This is a genomic window from Candidatus Dormiibacterota bacterium (genome assembly GCA_036495095.1).
Taxonomy (GTDB): domain Bacteria; phylum Chloroflexota; class Dormibacteria; order Aeolococcales; family Aeolococcaceae; genus CF-96.
This window is the reverse complement of sequence record DASXNK010000023.1, coordinates 14772-30791: the sequence shown is the minus strand read 5'-3', so window position 1 is coordinate 30791 and position 16020 is coordinate 14772. Positions and strand designations below refer to the sequence as shown.

The 16020-nt window shown below is 73.3% G+C and carries 14 protein-coding genes; 12 read left to right on the top strand and 2 right to left on the bottom strand.

What is annotated here, in order from left to right; all coding sequences use genetic code 11:
* The first annotated feature begins 127 nt into the window (after nucleotides 1–127).
* From VGL20_02150 to VGL20_02120, 7 genes are all read left to right on the top strand, one after another.
* Nucleotides 128–1609 carry an ABC transporter substrate-binding protein gene (locus tag VGL20_02150; GenBank protein HEY2702468.1) on the top strand — a complete coding sequence of 494 codons (1482 nt, stop codon included), beginning with the start codon at nucleotides 128–130 and terminating at the stop codon, nucleotides 1607–1609.
* Nucleotides 1610–1627: 18 nt separating this feature from the next.
* On the top strand, nucleotides 1628–3598 hold the full coding sequence (locus VGL20_02145) for an ABC transporter permease (GenBank protein HEY2702467.1): 1971 nt from the start codon (nucleotides 1628–1630) through the stop codon (nucleotides 3596–3598).
* On the top strand, nucleotides 3598–4374 hold the full coding sequence (locus VGL20_02140; protein HEY2702466.1) for an ABC transporter ATP-binding protein: 777 nt from the start codon (nucleotides 3598–3600) through the stop codon (nucleotides 4372–4374). The genes VGL20_02145 and VGL20_02140 overlap by 1 nt, the downstream gene beginning before the upstream one ends.
* On the top strand, nucleotides 4355–5428 hold the full coding sequence (locus tag VGL20_02135) for an ABC transporter ATP-binding protein (protein ID HEY2702465.1): 1074 nt from the start codon (nucleotides 4355–4357) through the stop codon (nucleotides 5426–5428). Before VGL20_02140 ends, VGL20_02135 begins: the two co-directional genes overlap by 20 nt.
* A complete protein-coding gene (locus VGL20_02130; protein ID HEY2702464.1) occupies nucleotides 5428–6993 on the top strand; it encodes a hypothetical protein in 1566 nt (521 codons plus the stop codon). Before VGL20_02135 ends, VGL20_02130 begins: the two co-directional genes overlap by 1 nt.
* Nucleotides 6994–6995: 2 nt before the next feature.
* Nucleotides 6996–7298 (top strand): hypothetical protein, encoded by a 303-nt coding sequence (locus VGL20_02125; GenBank protein ID HEY2702463.1) that lies wholly within the window; start codon nucleotides 6996–6998, stop codon nucleotides 7296–7298.
* A gap of 80 nt (nucleotides 7299–7378) precedes the next feature.
* Nucleotides 7379–8026, top strand: a complete 648-nt coding sequence (locus tag VGL20_02120; GenBank protein ID HEY2702462.1) for a TetR/AcrR family transcriptional regulator — start codon at nucleotides 7379–7381, stop codon at nucleotides 8024–8026.
* Nucleotides 8027–8039: 13 nt separating this feature from the next.
* On the opposite strand, the gene VGL20_02115 is transcribed toward VGL20_02120, so the two are convergent.
* Nucleotides 8040–9329: an AAA family ATPase gene (locus tag VGL20_02115; protein ID HEY2702461.1), complete on the bottom strand. Its 1290-nt coding sequence runs from the start codon at nucleotides 9327–9329 to the stop codon at nucleotides 8040–8042.
* A 253-nt stretch (nucleotides 9330–9582) separates the two neighbouring features.
* Here VGL20_02115 and VGL20_02110 point away from each other — a divergent pair, with 253 nt between their 5' ends.
* From VGL20_02110 to purH, 5 genes are all read left to right on the top strand, one after another.
* The gene (locus VGL20_02110; GenBank protein ID HEY2702460.1) at nucleotides 9583–10707 is read left to right on the top strand and encodes a response regulator; all 1125 of its coding nucleotides are present in this window, start codon (nucleotides 9583–9585) and stop codon (nucleotides 10705–10707) included.
* Between the two features lie 103 nt (nucleotides 10708–10810).
* Complete coding sequence (locus tag VGL20_02105) at nucleotides 10811–11425, top strand: DUF3618 domain-containing protein (GenBank protein HEY2702459.1); 615 nt, start codon at nucleotides 10811–10813, stop codon at nucleotides 11423–11425.
* Between the two features lie 101 nt (nucleotides 11426–11526).
* Nucleotides 11527–12552, top strand: a complete 1026-nt coding sequence (purM, locus tag VGL20_02100; protein ID HEY2702458.1) for a phosphoribosylformylglycinamidine cyclo-ligase — start codon at nucleotides 11527–11529, stop codon at nucleotides 12550–12552.
* Between the two features lie 20 nt (nucleotides 12553–12572).
* Entirely contained in the window at nucleotides 12573–13208 is a 636-nt protein-coding gene (gene purN / locus VGL20_02095; protein ID HEY2702457.1) for a phosphoribosylglycinamide formyltransferase, read from the top strand.
* Nucleotides 13205–14731 carry a bifunctional phosphoribosylaminoimidazolecarboxamide formyltransferase/IMP cyclohydrolase gene (gene purH / locus VGL20_02090; GenBank protein HEY2702456.1) on the top strand — a complete coding sequence of 509 codons (1527 nt, stop codon included), beginning with the start codon at nucleotides 13205–13207 and terminating at the stop codon, nucleotides 14729–14731. The genes purN and purH overlap by 4 nt, the downstream gene beginning before the upstream one ends.
* Before the next feature lie 51 nt (nucleotides 14732–14782).
* Here the strand turns inward: purH and VGL20_02085 are convergent, their stop codons facing one another.
* Nucleotides 14783–15976 carry a hypothetical protein gene (locus VGL20_02085; protein ID HEY2702455.1) on the bottom strand — a complete coding sequence of 398 codons (1194 nt, stop codon included), beginning with the start codon at nucleotides 15974–15976 and terminating at the stop codon, nucleotides 14783–14785.
* Nucleotides 15977–16020 lie beyond the last annotated feature (44 nt).

Sequence of the window (16020 nt, the reverse complement as noted above, 5' to 3'; positions counted from 1 at the left end):
CACCCGAACGGGGGAGGCGCCTACCGCACAACGTCGGTAGCGAGGGTCACCCTGGCTTCGCTTGAATGGGGCACAACCGGCGTTCCCGCATGGGCTGACGCCGGACGGGTGAGGAGGTCGGGCAGCGATGCAAGCAGCCGCCGGTCGGGACCGGATGTACGTGCTCACCCTGGTCCTGACCCTGGTCGCGATCTGCGCCTTCGGCGTCTTCATCATCCGTGACTACCAGGACCAGGGCAGCCAGAGGGTCAACGTCGCCCGCATCGGCGGCACCACCGGGGGCGGCGACGCCTCCCTCCCGGCCAGCGGTGACACCGGCGCAGCCGCCGCCCAGGGCTCGACCGGCGGCGCCGCCGCCTCGGGCGCGGCGGCGGGGTCGGCGGGCACGGCGGGCACCGCCGCGGGCTCGTCGGCGGCGGGATCCACCGGCGGTGGCAGGGCGGCGGCGGCGGCCGGGTCGGCCGGAGCCTCCGGCGCCGGCGCGCCCGCGGCGGCGGCCCCGGTCGGGCCCGGGGGCACCTCGCCCGCCTGCGTCAACGGCCACATCGCGATCGGCCAGATCGTCGCCATCACCGGGCCGCTCACCGAGCAGACCGTCGCCAACGCGACCGCCGCCTACTTCAAGAAGGTGAACGCGACCGGTGGCATCAACGGCTGCCAGGTCGACTTCACCTACCTCGACGACGCCGGCCTCGACCAGCAGAAGGCCGCCGCCGACGCCCGCGAGCTGGTCCAGCAGGACAACGTCTTCGCCGTCGTCGGCGGCTTCAGCCCGATCACCTCGGCCACCACCGCCCCCTACTTCGCGAAGCAGGGCGTGCCCGTGGTCGGCGCCGAGGGCATCTCCCTCCAGCAGTACAACAACCCGGTCGAGTACTCGTTCGCGTGCTCGCCCGCGGGCTTCGGCATCTCCACGGTGAACGAGGCCAACCGGCTCGGCTACAAGCGGCTCGCGGTCTTCTACGTCGACTTCGACTTCACCCAGGTCTCCTTCGCGGCGATGAAGGAGCAGGCCGCCAGGAACGGCCAGACCATCGTCTACTCCAACGCCGAGAACATCTCGTCGGCCACCTACGGCACCGACGTGGTCGCCGCCAAGAACGCCGCCCCGGACGCGGTCGTGAACATCCTGGACGCCAACAGCGCGGTGCGCGAGGTCAACGCGATGAACAGCAACGGGTGGTACCCCAACATGGTGGCCACCACCTCGAGCTCCGACCCGGTGGTGATCCAGCAGGGTGCGGGGTGGTTCAGCCATCCCGGCCACAGCGTCTACGTTGCCCGCAACTACCTCCCCGCCAATGCCAACACCCCCGAGGTCAACGACTGGCTGCAGACCGAGGGGCAGTACTTCCCCGGCTTCGACCCCAACTCCTACGCGGAGGGGGCGTGGATGGCGGCGAAGATCTTCACCGAGCAGGCGCGCAAGCTCGGCGCGGGGCTCACCCGGGCCAGCCTGATCGCCGCGCTCAACGGCCTGCGCAGCTACCACACCGGCTTCACCCCGGACATCACGATGACCCCGGACCACGGCCCGAACAAGCAGATCCTCTGGATGAGGTGGGACGGGACGCAGTTCGCCCAGGTCACGCCCTTCGGACCCTGGTGAGGCGGGGCTGACGCCGCCATGTCGCTGATCGGCCCCGCGCTCGTCGACGGCCTCATCATCAGCAGCCTCTACGCGCTGCTCGCCTCCGGCGTGGTGATCATCTACAACACCTCGGGGGTGATCAACTTCGCGCAGGGCGCGCTCGCGATCTTCGCGGTGTTCATCCTCAAGACGCTGACCGACCACGGCTCGCCCTTCCTGCTGGCGGCGCTGGTGGCGGTGGCGGCGGGGGCGCTGATCGGCGTGGCCATCGACCGGCTCACCCTGGCGCCGGTGCGGCAGGCGTCGGCGCTCAACAAGTCGATCATCACCATCGGCTGGCTGATCACCCTGCAGTACGCGGCGGTGCTCCTCTTCAACGCCGGCGTCTCCACCAACATCAGCCACATCTGCGGGCGCTGCAGCGAGCGGCTGTTCTCGGTCGGGGGCCTCGGCGTCAACGCCCAGGACCTGATCACGGTGCTGGTCACGGCGGCGATCGGGGTGGGGCTGGCGGTGTTCTTCAAGCGCACCTATCTCGGGGTGGCGATGCGGGCCGCGTCCCAGAACGTCGATGCCACCCGGCTGATGGGGGTGAGTGTCAACAACGTGAGCGCGCTCGCCTGGGCGATCGGCGGGGCGATGGCCACCATCGGGGGCATCCTGATCACCCCGCGGCTGGGGGCGCTCGACAGCGGCACCCTCACCATCTACCTGATCGAGTCGCTCGCCGCGGCCCTGCTCGGCGGCCTGCGCAGCCTGCCCCGCACCGCGATCGGCGCGCTGGTGCTGGGGATGAGCCAGGAGCTCATCGCCATCATCCCCGGCCTCCGCGGCCTCCCCGGGCTCAAGTTCAGCGTCGCCTTCGTGGTCATCCTCGCCGCGCTGATCGTCAACCCCGACCTGGCCAGGACGTCGGCGCAGGTGGTCACCGAGAAGGTGGTCGAGCCCTTCCGGGCGCGCTGGTGGACCTACGTGCGGTGGTCCACCATCGCCGCGGTGGCGCTCTTCTTCTTCCTGGTCGGCATCGGCGGCACCGGCGGCTGGTTCGGCGACGTCAACCGCTTCTACTGGGCGCAGGTCTTCGGCGACGCGTGCATCTTCCTGTCGCTGGTGGTGCTCACCGGCTTCGTCGGGCAGATCTCGCTCTGCCAGTTCACCTTCGCCGGGTTCGGGGCCTTCTTCACCGCCATCTTCACCGCGAGGTGGGGCCTGCCCTTCTTCCTCGCGGTGCCCCTGGCGGCGCTCTGCACCGCCCCGATCGGGATGATCATCGGCATCCCCGCGCTGCGGGTCCGCGGCCTCCAGCTGGCGGCGGTGACGCTGGCCTTCACCCTGGTCGGCGACCAGCTCTTCTTCGCGCAGTCGTTCCCGCTCAGCGGCGGCGCCCCGGGACAGCCGGTCAACCCGGTCGCCGGCCCCATCGACCTGAGCGACCCCACCGCCCACTCGCTCTTCTGGACGCTGCTGATCGGGTTCGTCGTCGTCGCTCTGGCGGTGGCGGCGCTGCAGCGCAGCCCCAGCGGGCGCGCCTTCTTCGCGGTGCGCGACTCCGAGAACGCGGCCACCGCGATGGGCATCTCGCTGACCCGGATGAAGCTCGCCGCCTTCTCGCTGGCCGCGGGCATCGCCGGGCTCGGCGGCGGCCTCTTCGCGCTCACCCTGCCCTCGGTGAGCAGCCCCGATTTCAACCCCGGCCTGTCGATCACCTTCCTGGCGCTGATCATCCTGGCCGGCATCCGCTCGGTCTGGGGGGCGCTGGTGGCGGCGACCTTCTACATCTGGGGGCCGGTGGTGATCAAGTCGATCCTCGGCCACCTCGGCGCCGACCCGGCGCAGGCCTTCAACTACCAGCAGCTGCTCAGCGGGCTGCTGCTCATCCTCACCGTGATCATGAATCCCACCGGCATCGTCGGCAGCCTCGCCGAGCTGCCGCTGGTCGGCAGCCACCTGGCCCGCCGGCTCGGCGGCCACCGGGCCGCGACCGCGCCGGGCACGGGGGTGGCCTGATGCCACTGCTCGAGCTCGAGGGCATCACCAAGCGCTTCCGCGGGGTGACCGCGGTCGACGGCCTCGACCTGCGCGTGCACCGTGGCGAGATGGTCTCGCTGATCGGCCCCAACGGCGCCGGCAAGAGCACCAGCTTCAACTGCCTCAGCGGGCTGATCCAGCCCGACGCCGGGCGGGTGAGCTACGACGGCCAGGACCTGCTCGCCCTCGCCCCCCACCAGCGGGCCCTCGCCGGGCTGGGGCGCACCTTCCAGACGGTGCAGCTCTTCGGCGACCTCACCGTCTGGGAGAACCTCACCGTGGCGGCGCAGTCGCGCGGCTCGGTGGGGATGCTCGGGCACATGCTCGGCCTCGGGCGGGTGGAGACCCGCCGGTTCCGCGAGCGCGCCCGGGTGATCGCCCAGTTCGTCGGCATCGGCGACGTCCTCGAGCGGCCGGCGAGGGTGCTGCCGCTGCGCCAGCAGCGGCTCTGCGAGCTCGCCCGGGCGCTCTGCCTCGAGCCCCAGCTGCTGCTCCTCGACGAGCCCGCCTCGGGCATGGACGCCGCCGAGACCGACGAGTTCGCCCGCCTGCTGCTGCGCATCCGGAAGAGCTTCCGGCTCTCGATGCTCTACGTGGAGCACGACATGCGGCTGGTGATGGCGGTGAGCGACTACATCTACGTCCTCGACTTCGGCCGGCTCATCGCCGAGGGGAAGCCCGAGGACGTGCGCAGCAACCCGGCGGTGATCGCCGCCTACCTGGGGGAGAGCACCGGTGCGGCCGCGACTGGCTGAGCGCTTCCATCACCCGCCGCCGGTCCCCGGGGCGCCGCTGCTGGAGGTCGAGAACCTCTCCGTCCGGTACGGCGAGATCGTGGCCGTCCGCGACCTCTCCCTCACCCTGCACGAGGGCGAGGTGCTCGCCCTGCTCGGGCCCAACGGCGCCGGCAAGTCGTCGACGCTGCGGGCGCTGAGCGGCCTCCTCCACCCCGCCGCCGGCACCGTCCGGCTGCGCGGCCGGCGCATCGACCGCCTGCCGCCGGAGGCGATCGCGCGGCTGGGGATGACCCACGTGCCCGAGGGGCGCGGCATGTTCCCCGACCTCACCGTCCGCGAGAACCTGCGGATGCCCACCCGGGGGCTGTCCCGCGCGGCCTTCGAGACCGCGCTGGAGCGGGTCCACGGCTACTTCCCGCGCCTCGCCGAGCGGGCCTCGCAGCTCGCCGGCACGCTCAGCGGCGGCGAGCAGCAGCAGCTCGCCATCGGCCGCGCGCTGATGGTCGAGCCCCAGCTCCTGCTCCTCGACGAGATGTCGCTGGGGCTCGCGCCCACCATCGTCGAGCAGCTCTTCGAGATCCTCGCCCGGATCCACGCCGGCGGGGTCGCCGTGCTGCTCGTCGAGCAGTACGTGGGCCCGGCGCTGGCCGCGGCCGACAACGCGATCGTGATGGAGAAGGGCCAGGTGCGGGTGAGCGGGCCGGCTCGGCAGCTCGCCCAGGACGTCACCGTGGTCCAGGCCAGCTACCTGGGCGCCGCCGGGGCGGGCGCCGAGAAGCCGGCGCTGATCGGCTCGGCGTTCCGCGAGCCGCTCGGCGTCGAGCTCAGCCCAGAGCAGCTCCGCCGCCTCGGCGAGCTCGCCGCCCACCGGGGCATGACCGCGGAGCAGATCGGGCAGGAGGCGATCGAGCGGATGCTCACCATGGCGGGAGGCAGGGGGGCGCAGGGGGGAGGCCCCCCGCACATGAGCGCGTCTGAGCGCTCAGGCGCGTCTGAGCGCTCAGGCAGGGGGGCGCAGGGGGGAGGCCCCCCGGGAATGAGCGCGTCTGAGCGCTCAGGAGGGATGTGGTGATGCGTCGCGGTGCGCGATGGGCGCTGATCACGGCGGTGGTGGCGGTGATGGTCGTGGTCCTCGCCCTCCCCTTCGGCGGCCACGGCGGCGGCCGCGCCAGCGCCGCGGCGCCGGATGTGTACCAGGTCGTCGCCGGCTCGTCGGTGGTCGACACCGACCTCTTCCAGACCGGTTCACCGGTCGACCCCTCGCCGCTCGGCAACACCGCCTTCCCGCTCACCAGCGTCACCGCCGACAACCAGCCCCAGGCGGAGGCGCACGCCGCCTTCCTCGAGCCGCCGGCGTCGCTGCAGGCGGGGGCGAACCTCAACCACGTCCAGATCCCCTATCCCACCCAGGCCGAGGCGCTGTGCGCGAACTGCAGCAGCGCGGTGACCCAGAGCGCCGACGGCAACCTCGACCAGCACATCAACGGCGCCCGCATCACCCTCGGCGCCGGCCACGCCCACGCCACCGCGAGCAAGCTCGGGGCCACCGGCGACGCCAGCAACGGGGTGCAGACGGTGGGCGCGCTCGACCAGCTCGCCGGCCTCTACAGCGGGGCGATCACCGCCCTCTACTCCGACGTCATCAACAAGCCGGGCCAGACCCCGCCCCCGGCGCCGCTGAGCTCGCCGCCCGCCTGCCAGAGGGCGCCGCAGTCGGTGCTGAGCCCCGACAGGCAGGTCTGCCCGGCGGCGCCGCCCCCGATCTCGCTGGTCGCCGAGACCGGCGGCTCGTCGTCGCACAGCTCGGTGCTCACCGACGACGGCGGCACCGTGGTCGACACCCTCTCCAACCTCACCGCCACCCGGCTGCTCAACGGCCTCATCTCCGTCGCCACGATCGGCACCCAGGTGAGGGCGAGCGGCGACGGCACCCCGGCGGGGACGAAGGTGGACGCCACCAACAACATCCAGGGGGTGTGCGTGAACGGCGACTGCCAGTACTCGATCACCGCCAGCGGGATCTGCAAGGCCGGCGCCAGCGTCTGCGCCAACGACCCGCTCAACCAGGCGCTCCGCTCCCAGGGCTTCAACGTCTGCCGGCTCAGCGCCTCGACGGCGCGGGCGGGAACCCGGGTGGTCGGCGACGCCCAGGGGATCCTCGTCGAGTGGCACGTGCTCACCACCAGGGACGGGAAGAACGTGCCCGACCCCGACTACTACAGGTCGTTCGGCGACAGCGCCTGCGAGCCCGGGCTCTCCAACCCCCATGCCGGGTTCACCGGGACCTCCCTGTACGTGAAGCTGGGGCGCTCCGAGGCCCAGCTGTTCTCGAACAGCTTCCCCGCCGTCGGCGGCGGCTTCACCGGGGCGCAGTCGCCGGTGACCGGCGTCGGCGTCACCGCCCCGGCGGGCGGCGGCGGCTCGGTCCCGGGCGGCGGCGGGCTGACCGGCTTCGGCGGCTCGTCGAGCCCCGGCACCGGCGGCGGCCGCCAGCTGCGGCCGCCGGGCACCGCCGAGGTCGGCGCCAGCCTCGACGGCGTCAAGGACCGGCGGCCGCTGCTGCTCAGCGTCTTCGGGCTGCTCGAGGTGATCCTGCTCTGCAACCTCACCGCCATGGCGCTCTCACGGAGGCCCTGACCATGGGTGTGCTCGGCGGCCGCCGCCCCGCCCGTCGCGGCGGTGAGCCTCCCTGGGTCCGCCTGTACGCGGCGCTGATGAACCTGCTGTACCTCCGCCCGGCGGCGGCGCGGGTGTGCCACGACTGCCAGGTCGACTACGTCCCCGACCTCACCGACGGGCGCTGCCCGATCTGCGGCACCCCCTCGGGCGAGGCCGCCCCGCCGGTGCGGCGCTCGCGCCGCCGCGACCTCGCCGGCCTGGGGCTGGTCTGGCTGGTGGGCGTGATCGTGTTCCTGCTCCTGGTGCACGCCCTCTACGGCTGAGGCAGGCCACCGCGAGTCTTTCTACTCGCACGTCGGACAAAATATGGCGCCGGGCCGGTGGCGGCGGGTACCATCGAGCGATGGACCCCCTCGCCCGAGTGACCGTGTCCTCGGAGGTCACCCCCAGGCGGCGCCCGGGACGCCCCCGCCTCGAGGGGCCGTCGCCGGAGTACCTGCAGCGCCGTGAGGAGATCATGGTTGCCGCCGCCGAGGTGTTCCGCGCCAAGGGCTACGAGGCGGGAACCCTCGAGGACGTCGCCACCAGCCTCGACCTGCGCCGCGCCAGCCTCTACTACTACTTCGGCTCCAAGGCGCAGCTGCTGTCGGCGCTCTGCGAGCGCACCATGGGCATGATCCTGCGGATCGCCGAGGACATCGAGCGCGTCGACGACCCGGCCGAGCGGCTGGCGGCGATGCTTCGCCTCCACACCGGCATGGTGGCCCGCGAGCAGGGGCTGTTCACGGTGTTCTTCGACGAGCGCGGCTCGCTCGCCGACCAGGAGCGGGCCCGCGACTTCGAGCGGCGCTACCTCCGCCACCTCGTCGGCACCGTCGAGGCGGCGGTCAGTGCCGGCCTGCTCCCCCCCACCGACCCCTACCTCACCGCGCTCGCGCTGCTCGGCATGATGAGCTGGATCTACAAGTGGTACGAGCCCGGGCGCCACGACGCCGAGGCCTACGCACGCACCTGTGAGGCGCTGCTCCTGGGTCCGCGCGCCGGGAGGTAGGGGTGGGGAGCTCTCAGCTCGCCCGGGCCCGGCGGAAGAGGCGGAAGCGCCGGCGCTGCTCGGTCGCGCTCTCGAGCGCGCTGGCCCCGGCGTCGTCGCCGTCCTCGGCGTCGGCCTCGGCGCGGTCCGAGTCCTCGTCCTGCTCGTGCTCGTCGACGGCATGCAGCCCCACCGGGGGCATCTGGGCGTAGGCGACGGCGCCGTGGCCGAGCTCGAGCTCGAGCATCACCCCGCCGCGCACGGCGTGGCCCTCGAGATGGCGCACCGCCGAATCGGCGGTGGCCAGCGCCACCGCGCCGTGGGACGCCTCGGCGGCCAGGGTCACGGCGAAGCCGTCGTCCAGCTCGCCGTCCTCATCGTGCTCGACGACGTGCTCCACCACCTCGGGGGCCGCCATCTCCACGACCGGCCCGGCCGCGACCATGGCCTCGACGGCCTCCTCCTCCTCGATCGGGGCCTGGGCCTCCGGCTCGGCCGGCGGAGCCACCTCGACCGGGCGCACCGCACCGCGGGGCACCGGTGCGAGCCGGTGGGCACCCACCTCGACGAGCTCCTCGGCGAGGGCGGCGTAGGCGCGGGCGGCGTTCGAGGACGGTGCCGAGACCATCACGGGCACGCCCTGGAGCGCGCTCTCCTGGAGCTTCACGGTGAGCGAGATCTCGGAGCGGAAGACCCGCACCTGGGAGACGTCGCTCAGCGCCTCGAGCATGTCTCGGCTGAAGCGGGTGTTGTTGACGAAGGTCGGCACCACGCCGAGCAGCTCGAGCTCGGGGTTGAGGTGGCGGCGGGCCGCGGCGATGACCCGGATGACCTCCTTCAGCCCGCGCAGGGCGAAGGCGGACATCTGCAGCGGCACCAGCGCCGACCGGGCTGCACCCAGCGCCGAGATGGTGTGGAACCCGAAGTTCGGCGGGGTGTCGAAGAGGACCACGTCGTAGGCGGCGTCGATCCCCTCGCGCATCGCGTTGCGCAGCCGCAGCTCGGCGTTCACCCGGGCGGGCAGGTCGGCCTCGACCGCGCTCAGGTCCGGGTGCGCCGGGATGAGGTGGAGGTGGGGCGTCTCGGTCTCGAGGATCGCGTCAACGGCCGTCGACCGGCCGATGATCACGTCGGCGACGGTGCGGCGGCGGGCGTAGGGGTCGAGCCCCAGCCCCGAGGTGAGGTTGCCCTGCGGGTCGCAGTCGACCAGCAGGACGCGCCGCCCGAGGGCGGCGAGCCCGGCGCCGAGGTTGATCACCGTGGTGGTCTTCCCGACGCCGCCCTTGCCTGCGATGACGGCAACCCGCCAAGCCTGTCCAGACATCCATCCATCCTCTCGGGGCAGTTTGAGTGGAGCGCCTCCCCATCCCTCAGCCCTGGTCCTCAGTGAGAACGCGGATCAGCGGAGGAATCTTGTGCGAGCGGGGGTGTCGTGCACATTGTGGGGGCGCGGGCCGGTCCGGTCACGCCCGGAGCTCGGGCTGCCGGCAGGGCCGCGAAACCGGCCGGTCACGGGGCCTTCACGGTCCGTTGCCCCGCCGTGAGGCGGCCTCTGACCGGTGCTACCGTCGGCGCACATGCGCCTGCTCATCGCCGACGACAACGCCTCGCTCCGGAAGCAGCTCAAGCGCTATTTCGAGACCCGTGGGCACCAGGTCGAGACCGCCCGTGACGGCGTCGAGGCCTGGCACCAGCTCCGCCGCCACGAGCCCGACGTCGTCCTCTGCGACGTGATGATGCCCCACATGACCGGGCACGAGCTGGCCCGGACGGTGCGCCGCAACCCCGCCACCGAGCACGTCCCGGTGGTGCTGTTCGGCGCCGAGGCCGACGGCTCGCTCACCCGGGGCCGCGACTTCGCCGATGACATCCTGCCCAAGCCGTTCGACCTCGACATCCTCGAGGTGCGACTGGTCTCGATGCTCAAGCGCATCGCCGACGGCCGCGAGCAGGTTCCCCAGATGCAGGGCCAGGTGACCGCGGTGACCAGCGCCAAGGGGGGCAGCGGGGTGAGCACGATCGCCGCCAACCTCGCCCTGGCGCTGACCGCCGACGCCGAGAAGTCGGTGGTCGCGGTCGACCTCGACCTCGAGTACGGCGACCTCCCGATGCTCCTCGACGTCCCTCCCAAGGGTGGCACCGACCAGCTGATCCGCTCGCTGGTGGTCGACGGCGACAGCTGCGCCCCCGAGGACTTCTTCGCCCGCCATGAGGCCACCGGCCTCCGCATCCTCGGCGCGCCGCGCAGCCCGGTGGACGCGCTCCAGATCGACGAGAGCGGGGTCAACCACCTCCTCGCCCGGCTGCGGGCGCTCCACGACCACGTCGTCGTCGACGTGCCCCGGGGCTTCGGCGACCCCGCGCTCACCACCCTGACCTCGGCCCAGCGGGTGGTGGTGGTGGTGGTCCCCGAGGTCACCGCGCTCCGTCGCACCCTCTCACTGCTCGAGATCCTCCGCTCCCTCGACGTCACCGAGGAGCGGCTCCTCCTCGTCTACAACCAGACGGTGGCCTCCCACCAGCTCTCCCGGGAGCGGGTCGAGGGCTTCCTCGGGCAGCGCATCCCCCTCGAGATCACCCACGACATCGAGCTCTTCCACCGCGCCACCACCACCGGGCGCCCGGTGATCCTGCTCGACCCCCGCCACCAGGCCGCCCGTGATCTGCGCCGGCTGGCCGAGCTGGTGGGCACCCCCTACTAGGGGACCCTCCGTTCAGCTACAAGATAATGTTATAGTCCTCTGTGCAGGTGGGGACGGCCTGCGCGTGCGCGCACCGGGCTCCCCGCGTCACGGAGGACATGGAATGGGTGAAGACCCGGACGAGCTGAGGGAGGCGATCGAGGAGACCCGACGCCGCATGGACGAGACCGTGGTCGCCCTCGGCCAGAAGGTCGACGTCAAGGCCCAGGCCCGGGCGAAGGTCGCCGCGGTCCGCGAGCGGGTGACCACCGGCGGCTGGCGGCGCCTGGTGCCCTACGCCGCCGGCGCGGTGGCCGTCACCGGCGGGGCGGTGGCGGCGGTGGTGGTCCTGAGGTCCCGCTCCGGACGGCCGCCCGAGCGTCTCGCCCTGCCGGCGAGGAGGCTGCCCAAGCCCGCCCAGCAGGTGGTCCTGCCGGTGGCGGTCCGGGCCGACCGGCTGCTCGCCCAGACCACCCAGGAGCTGGGTGAGAAGCGCCAGCGGGCGACCCAGGCGATGGCCCGGGAGATCGCCCGGGAGCTCGCCGCCCAGCAGGAGAAGCACAGCCCGCTATGGAAGCGGATCGTTCGCGACGCCGGCACCGCGGCGGCCACCACCGGGGCGACCCTGCTGGTGCGGCGGGCGCTCTCCAGCCCGGCCCAGCCGCCGCTGCGCAAGGCCGGCAGGCTGCCCGGGGAAGCCCCCAAGGCGGTTCCCATGGAGCGCGTCCTGAGCGGCTGAACGGTTCGGACCGGCCGGGTCGCTACACTCTGTGCCGGGCAGCCGGTGGGCCGAGCCGCCGGGTGCCCGGCACCCGTCCGTTTCCCGTGCACGAGGCTTCCGTGGGCGACCTGCGCTACGCCGACGCCGGCGTCGACATCGACGAGGGGAATCGCGCCGTCGCTCTCATCAAGCGGTCGGTGGCGTCGACCTTCACCTCCGGGGTGCTGGGCGGGCTGGGCTCCTTCAGCGGGCTCTTCGCACTCGACACCGGTCGCCACCCCCAGCCGGTGCTGGTGGCCAGCGCCGACGGTGTCGGCACCAAGATCAAGGTGGCGATCGCCGCCGCCCGTCACCGGGGCATCGGCAGCGATCTCGTCAACCACTGCGTCAACGACATCCTCTGCTGCGGCGCCGACCCGCTCTTCTTCCTCGACTACTTCGCCACCGGGCGGCTCAACCCCGAGCAGCTCGCCGAGATCGTCGAGGGGATCGCCGCGGCCTGCACCGAGGCCGGCTGCGCGCTGATCGGCGGGGAGACCGCCGAGATGCACGGGCTCTACGCCCTCGGCGACTACGACCTCGCCGGCTTCATCGTCGGCATCGTCGACCGCGCCGGCATCGTCGACGGCGCCCGGGTCCAGGCCGGCGACGCCGTCCTCGGCCTGCCCAGCAGCGGCCTCCACACCAACGGCTACTCGCTGGTCCGCCACATCGTCAGCGAGAACGAGCTCGACTACGGGCAGCCGTTGCCGGGCACCGACCGCCCCCTCGCCGACATGCTCCTCGAGCCCCACCGCTCCTACCTCGCCGCGGTCCGCGAGCTGCGCGCCGGCCTCGACGTCCGCGCCCTCGCCCACATCACCGGCGGCGGCCTCAAGGAGAACGTGCCCCGGGCGCTGCCCCAGGGCCTGGGCGTCGAGCTCGACCGCTCCACCTGGACGGTGCCGCCGCTCTTCGCCGCCATCCAGGAGGTGGGCGGGGTGCATCCCGACGAGATGTGGCGCACCTTCAACATGGGCATCGGCATGGTGGTGGTGGTGCCCGCCGACCAGGCGGACGCCGCCGTCGAGGCCGCAGGCATGCCGGTCCACCGCATCGGCCGGGTCGTCGAGCAGGCGGCACCGGAGAGGGTGGTGCTGCGCTGAGCGCCGCCGCCGACCCCCGCGTGCCCACGGCGGTGCTGGTGTCGGGCGCGGGCACCAACCTCCGCGCCCTCCTCGCCGCCGCCGAACGTCCCGGGTACCCGGCGCGGATCGAGCTGGTGGTCTGCAACCGGCCCAGCGCCGGCGCGCTCGCGATCGCCCGCGAGCACGGCGTCGCGGCGGTGGCGATGCCGGTCTCGGGCTTCGGCGGCGACGCCGCCGCCCGCGACCTGGCGATGCGCGACCTCCTGCTCCACCGCGGGGTCCGGCTGGTGGTCTGCGCCGGCTACGACCGGGTGCTCGACCGCAGCCTGCTCGAGGCGTTCCCGGACGCCATCCTCAACCTCCACCCCTCGCTGCTCCCCGCCTTCGGCGGCGGGATGCACGCCGTCGAGGACGCGCTCGACGCGGGGGTGAGGGTGAGCGGGTGCACCGTCCACCTGCTCGCCCCCGGCTCCCCGGACGGGGGCCCGATCGTCCTCCAGGCGGCGGTGCCGGTGCTCGGGGACGACGATGCCGAGACCCTCAGGGCCCGCATCCACGAGCAGGAGTGGCGGCTGCTGCCCGAGGCGGTGGCGCTCTGGGCCGAGGGACGGGTGCGGCGGGAGGGCCGGCGGGTGCGCATCCTGCCCGCCCCGGTGGGGCAGATGGGCCGGTGACGCTGCGCGCCCTGCTCGGGCCCCACGACAAGACCGGGCTGGTCGAGTTTGCCCGCGGCCTGCGCGAGTGCGGGGTGGAGCTGATCGCCACCGACGGAACCCGCCGCGCCCTTGCCGCCGCCGGCATCGAGGCGACCGCGGTGAGCGAGATCACCGGCCTGCCCGAGATGCTCGACGGCCGGGTGAAGACCCTCCATCCCGCCGTCCACGCCGGCATCCTCGCCCGGCGCGACCTCGAGAGCCACGCCGAGCAGCTCGCCGCGCACGGCTTCCGCCCCATCGACATCGTGGCGGTCTCGCTCTATCCGTTCCGCGAGACCGTGGCGCGGGGGGCGCCGCGCGCCGAGGTGATCGAGAACATCGACATCGGCGGCCCCACCCTGATCCGGGGCGCCGCCAAGAACGCCGCCGCGGTGGCGGTCGTGGTCTCGCCCGATCGCTACCCCGAGGTGCTCGACGAGCTGCGCGTCCACGGCGCCGTCGGCGACGCCACCCGCCGCCGGCTCGCCGCTCAGGCCTTCGCCCACGTCGCCGCCTACGACACCGCGGTGGCCGCGTACCTGGCCGGGGACGCCGGCGAGGCGATGCCCGCCGACCTCAGCGTCGGCGGTCCGCGGCTCGCCGAGCTGCGCTACGGCGAGAACCCGCACCAGCGCGGCGCGCTGTACGCCGTCGCCGGGGGCGGCGGCGGGCTCGCCGCGGCCCGCCACCTCCAGGGCGCCGCCCTCTCGTTCACCAACTGGCTCGACGCCGACGCCGCCCGCCGCCTCGTCGCCGACTTCGCAGAGCCCGCTGCGGCGATCATCAAGCACACCAACCCATGCGGCTTCGCGGTCGGCCCCGACATCACCGAGGCCTACCGGCGCGCCCTCGCCTGCGATCCGCGCAGCGCCTTCGGCGGTGTGGTCGCCCTCAACCGGGCCATCGATCCCGAGGTCGCCAGGGAGCTGGTCTCGACCTTCCTCGAGGTGGTGGTCGCCGCCGGGGTCGACCCCGCCGTCACCGAGCTGCTCGCCGGGCGGCAGCGGATGCGCGTGCTCAGCGTCGAGGGGCCACCCTCCGCGGTCCAGCTCGACGTCCGCAGCATCGACGGCGGCCTGCTGGTCCAGACCCCCGACGCCGTCGCCACCGATCGCTCGTCGATGCGGGTGGCGACCCGCCGCGAGCCCACCGAGGCGGAGTGGGCCGACCTGCTCGTCGCCGCCCGGGTCTGCCGGCACGTCAAGTCGAACGCGATCGTGCTGGTCCGCGACGGCAGAGCGGTGGGGGTGGGCGCGGGACAGATGTCGCGGGTCGAGGCCGCCGAGCTGGCGGTGGCCCGGGCCGGCGAGGCCGGGGCCGGCTCGGTGGCCGCCTCGGACGCCTTCTTCCCCTTCGCCGACGGCCTCGAGGTGGTCGGCCGCGCCGGCGCCACCGCGGTCATCCAGCCCGGCGGCAGCAGGAACGATCCCGAGGTCGTCGCCGCCGCCGATGCGCTGGGGATGGCCATGGTGCTGACCGGCGAGCGGCACTTCCGGCATTAAAAAGAGCGGACCGCCGGTTTCCCGGCGGCCCGCCTGTAGGTCGGGGTTGGGTCAGCTGTTCCGCCGGCGCAGGCTGGCGCCCGCGAGGCCAGCACCGCTCAGGAGGAGCAGCAGGCCGCCGAGGCCGATCGCCGTGCCGGTGTTCGGGGCCGAGAGGCCGCCCGCGCCGGAGGCTGCCGCGGTGGAGCCGGTGGCCGGGGGAGTGCCCGCGTTCGGGGTGGCCTGGAGGCCGGTGAGGCCGACCGCGGAGGCGGTCAGCACGCCCGCCTGCTGACCGCTCTGGCCGAGCAGGTCCGAGACGGTGCCGACGGCGGCGCCGGAGCTACCGTTGCCGCCGGTCGCGCCCACCTGAAGGAGGATGAGGCCGATGACGCCGGGCACGCTGATCGGGATGCCACCCGCGCCGGTCTGGTCGGAGCTGAGGATCTGGTTGCCGTTGATTCCCAGCACGTACGCCGAGCCCTTGTTCGAGCTGGAGGCGTCGGAGTGCAGGAGGATGATCACCAGGGCGCCCTGGCCGACGTTGATGTCGACGCCGTTGTTGCTGCCGGCGCCCTGCGAGGAGAGGCCCTGGTAGCTGGCGTCACTGGTGGCCTCGAGGACCGCCACGGTGATGGCGCCGCCGGTGGTCTTCTCGGTCGGGAGCAGGGCCAGGTCGATCAGCGCCGCGCGGGAGTGGGAGGTCGAGGTGGCGCCGGCGGTGGTGTGCTCCTCCCAGTCGGCGACGGCGAGGGACAGCAGCGGGGTCAGCGGGAGGGCGATGAGCGCTCCGTTGTCGGTGCTGCTGCCGCCGCCCGTGATCAGCTTGCCGGCGGCGACGTCGGTCCCGAGCAGGCGGATCGCGGTCGCGTGCGAGCTCGCGGTGCCCGACCCGGCGCTGGCGCTGGTGCAGCTGACGCAGGTGTCGAGGATGTTCGCGTTGATCACGTTGGCGGTGGCGCTGCTGGGCGGCGCCGGGGTGACCACCGTCTCGTCGCTGGTGCGGGAGTGCGGGGTGCTGTCATGCCTCGGGGGCGTGGAGGGCCCGGTGCCGCTGTCGCGCGCGTCGGTGCCGGGTGCGTTCTGCACCGAGGACGGAACCGGCGCGTACGCTCCCGGATCGGGAGCCGGCTGCTGGGGCTGGCTGCTGTCGACGCCCGGTGCGCCGGGGGCGCCCAGGTCGGCACGCGCCGCCGAGCCGGCGCCGAAGAGCAGGAGTCCCGCGGTCGAGATTGCCGCAACGCCCTTGAGATATGTACTGAGCATTTTGTACCCCTACCCTCAGATGGGTCCGATAAGTCAGGTCGCGG

Excerpts from the sequence above, each read along its gene's own strand:
- VGL20_02140 (HEY2702466.1), top strand. The coding sequence starts at position 3,598 with ATGCCACTGCTCGAGCTCGAGGGCATCACCAAGCGCTTCCGCGGGGTG.
- VGL20_02085 (HEY2702455.1), bottom strand. The coding sequence starts at position 15,976 with ATGCTCAGTACATATCTCAAGGGCGTTGCGGCAATCTCGACCGCGGGA.
- VGL20_02150 (HEY2702468.1), top strand. The coding sequence starts at position 128 with ATGCAAGCAGCCGCCGGTCGGGACCGGATGTACGTGCTCACCCTGGTC.
- VGL20_02130 (HEY2702464.1), top strand. The coding sequence starts at position 5,428 with ATGCGTCGCGGTGCGCGATGGGCGCTGATCACGGCGGTGGTGGCGGTG.
- VGL20_02105 (HEY2702459.1), top strand. The coding sequence starts at position 10,811 with ATGGGTGAAGACCCGGACGAGCTGAGGGAGGCGATCGAGGAGACCCGA.
- VGL20_02110 (HEY2702460.1), top strand. The coding sequence starts at position 9,583 with ATGCGCCTGCTCATCGCCGACGACAACGCCTCGCTCCGGAAGCAGCTC.
- VGL20_02145 (HEY2702467.1), top strand. The coding sequence starts at position 1,628 with ATGTCGCTGATCGGCCCCGCGCTCGTCGACGGCCTCATCATCAGCAGC.
- VGL20_02115 (HEY2702461.1), bottom strand. The coding sequence starts at position 9,329 with ATGTCTGGACAGGCTTGGCGGGTTGCCGTCATCGCAGGCAAGGGCGGC.
- VGL20_02125 (HEY2702463.1), top strand. The coding sequence starts at position 6,996 with ATGGGTGTGCTCGGCGGCCGCCGCCCCGCCCGTCGCGGCGGTGAGCCT.
- VGL20_02120 (HEY2702462.1), top strand. The coding sequence starts at position 7,379 with ATGGACCCCCTCGCCCGAGTGACCGTGTCCTCGGAGGTCACCCCCAGG.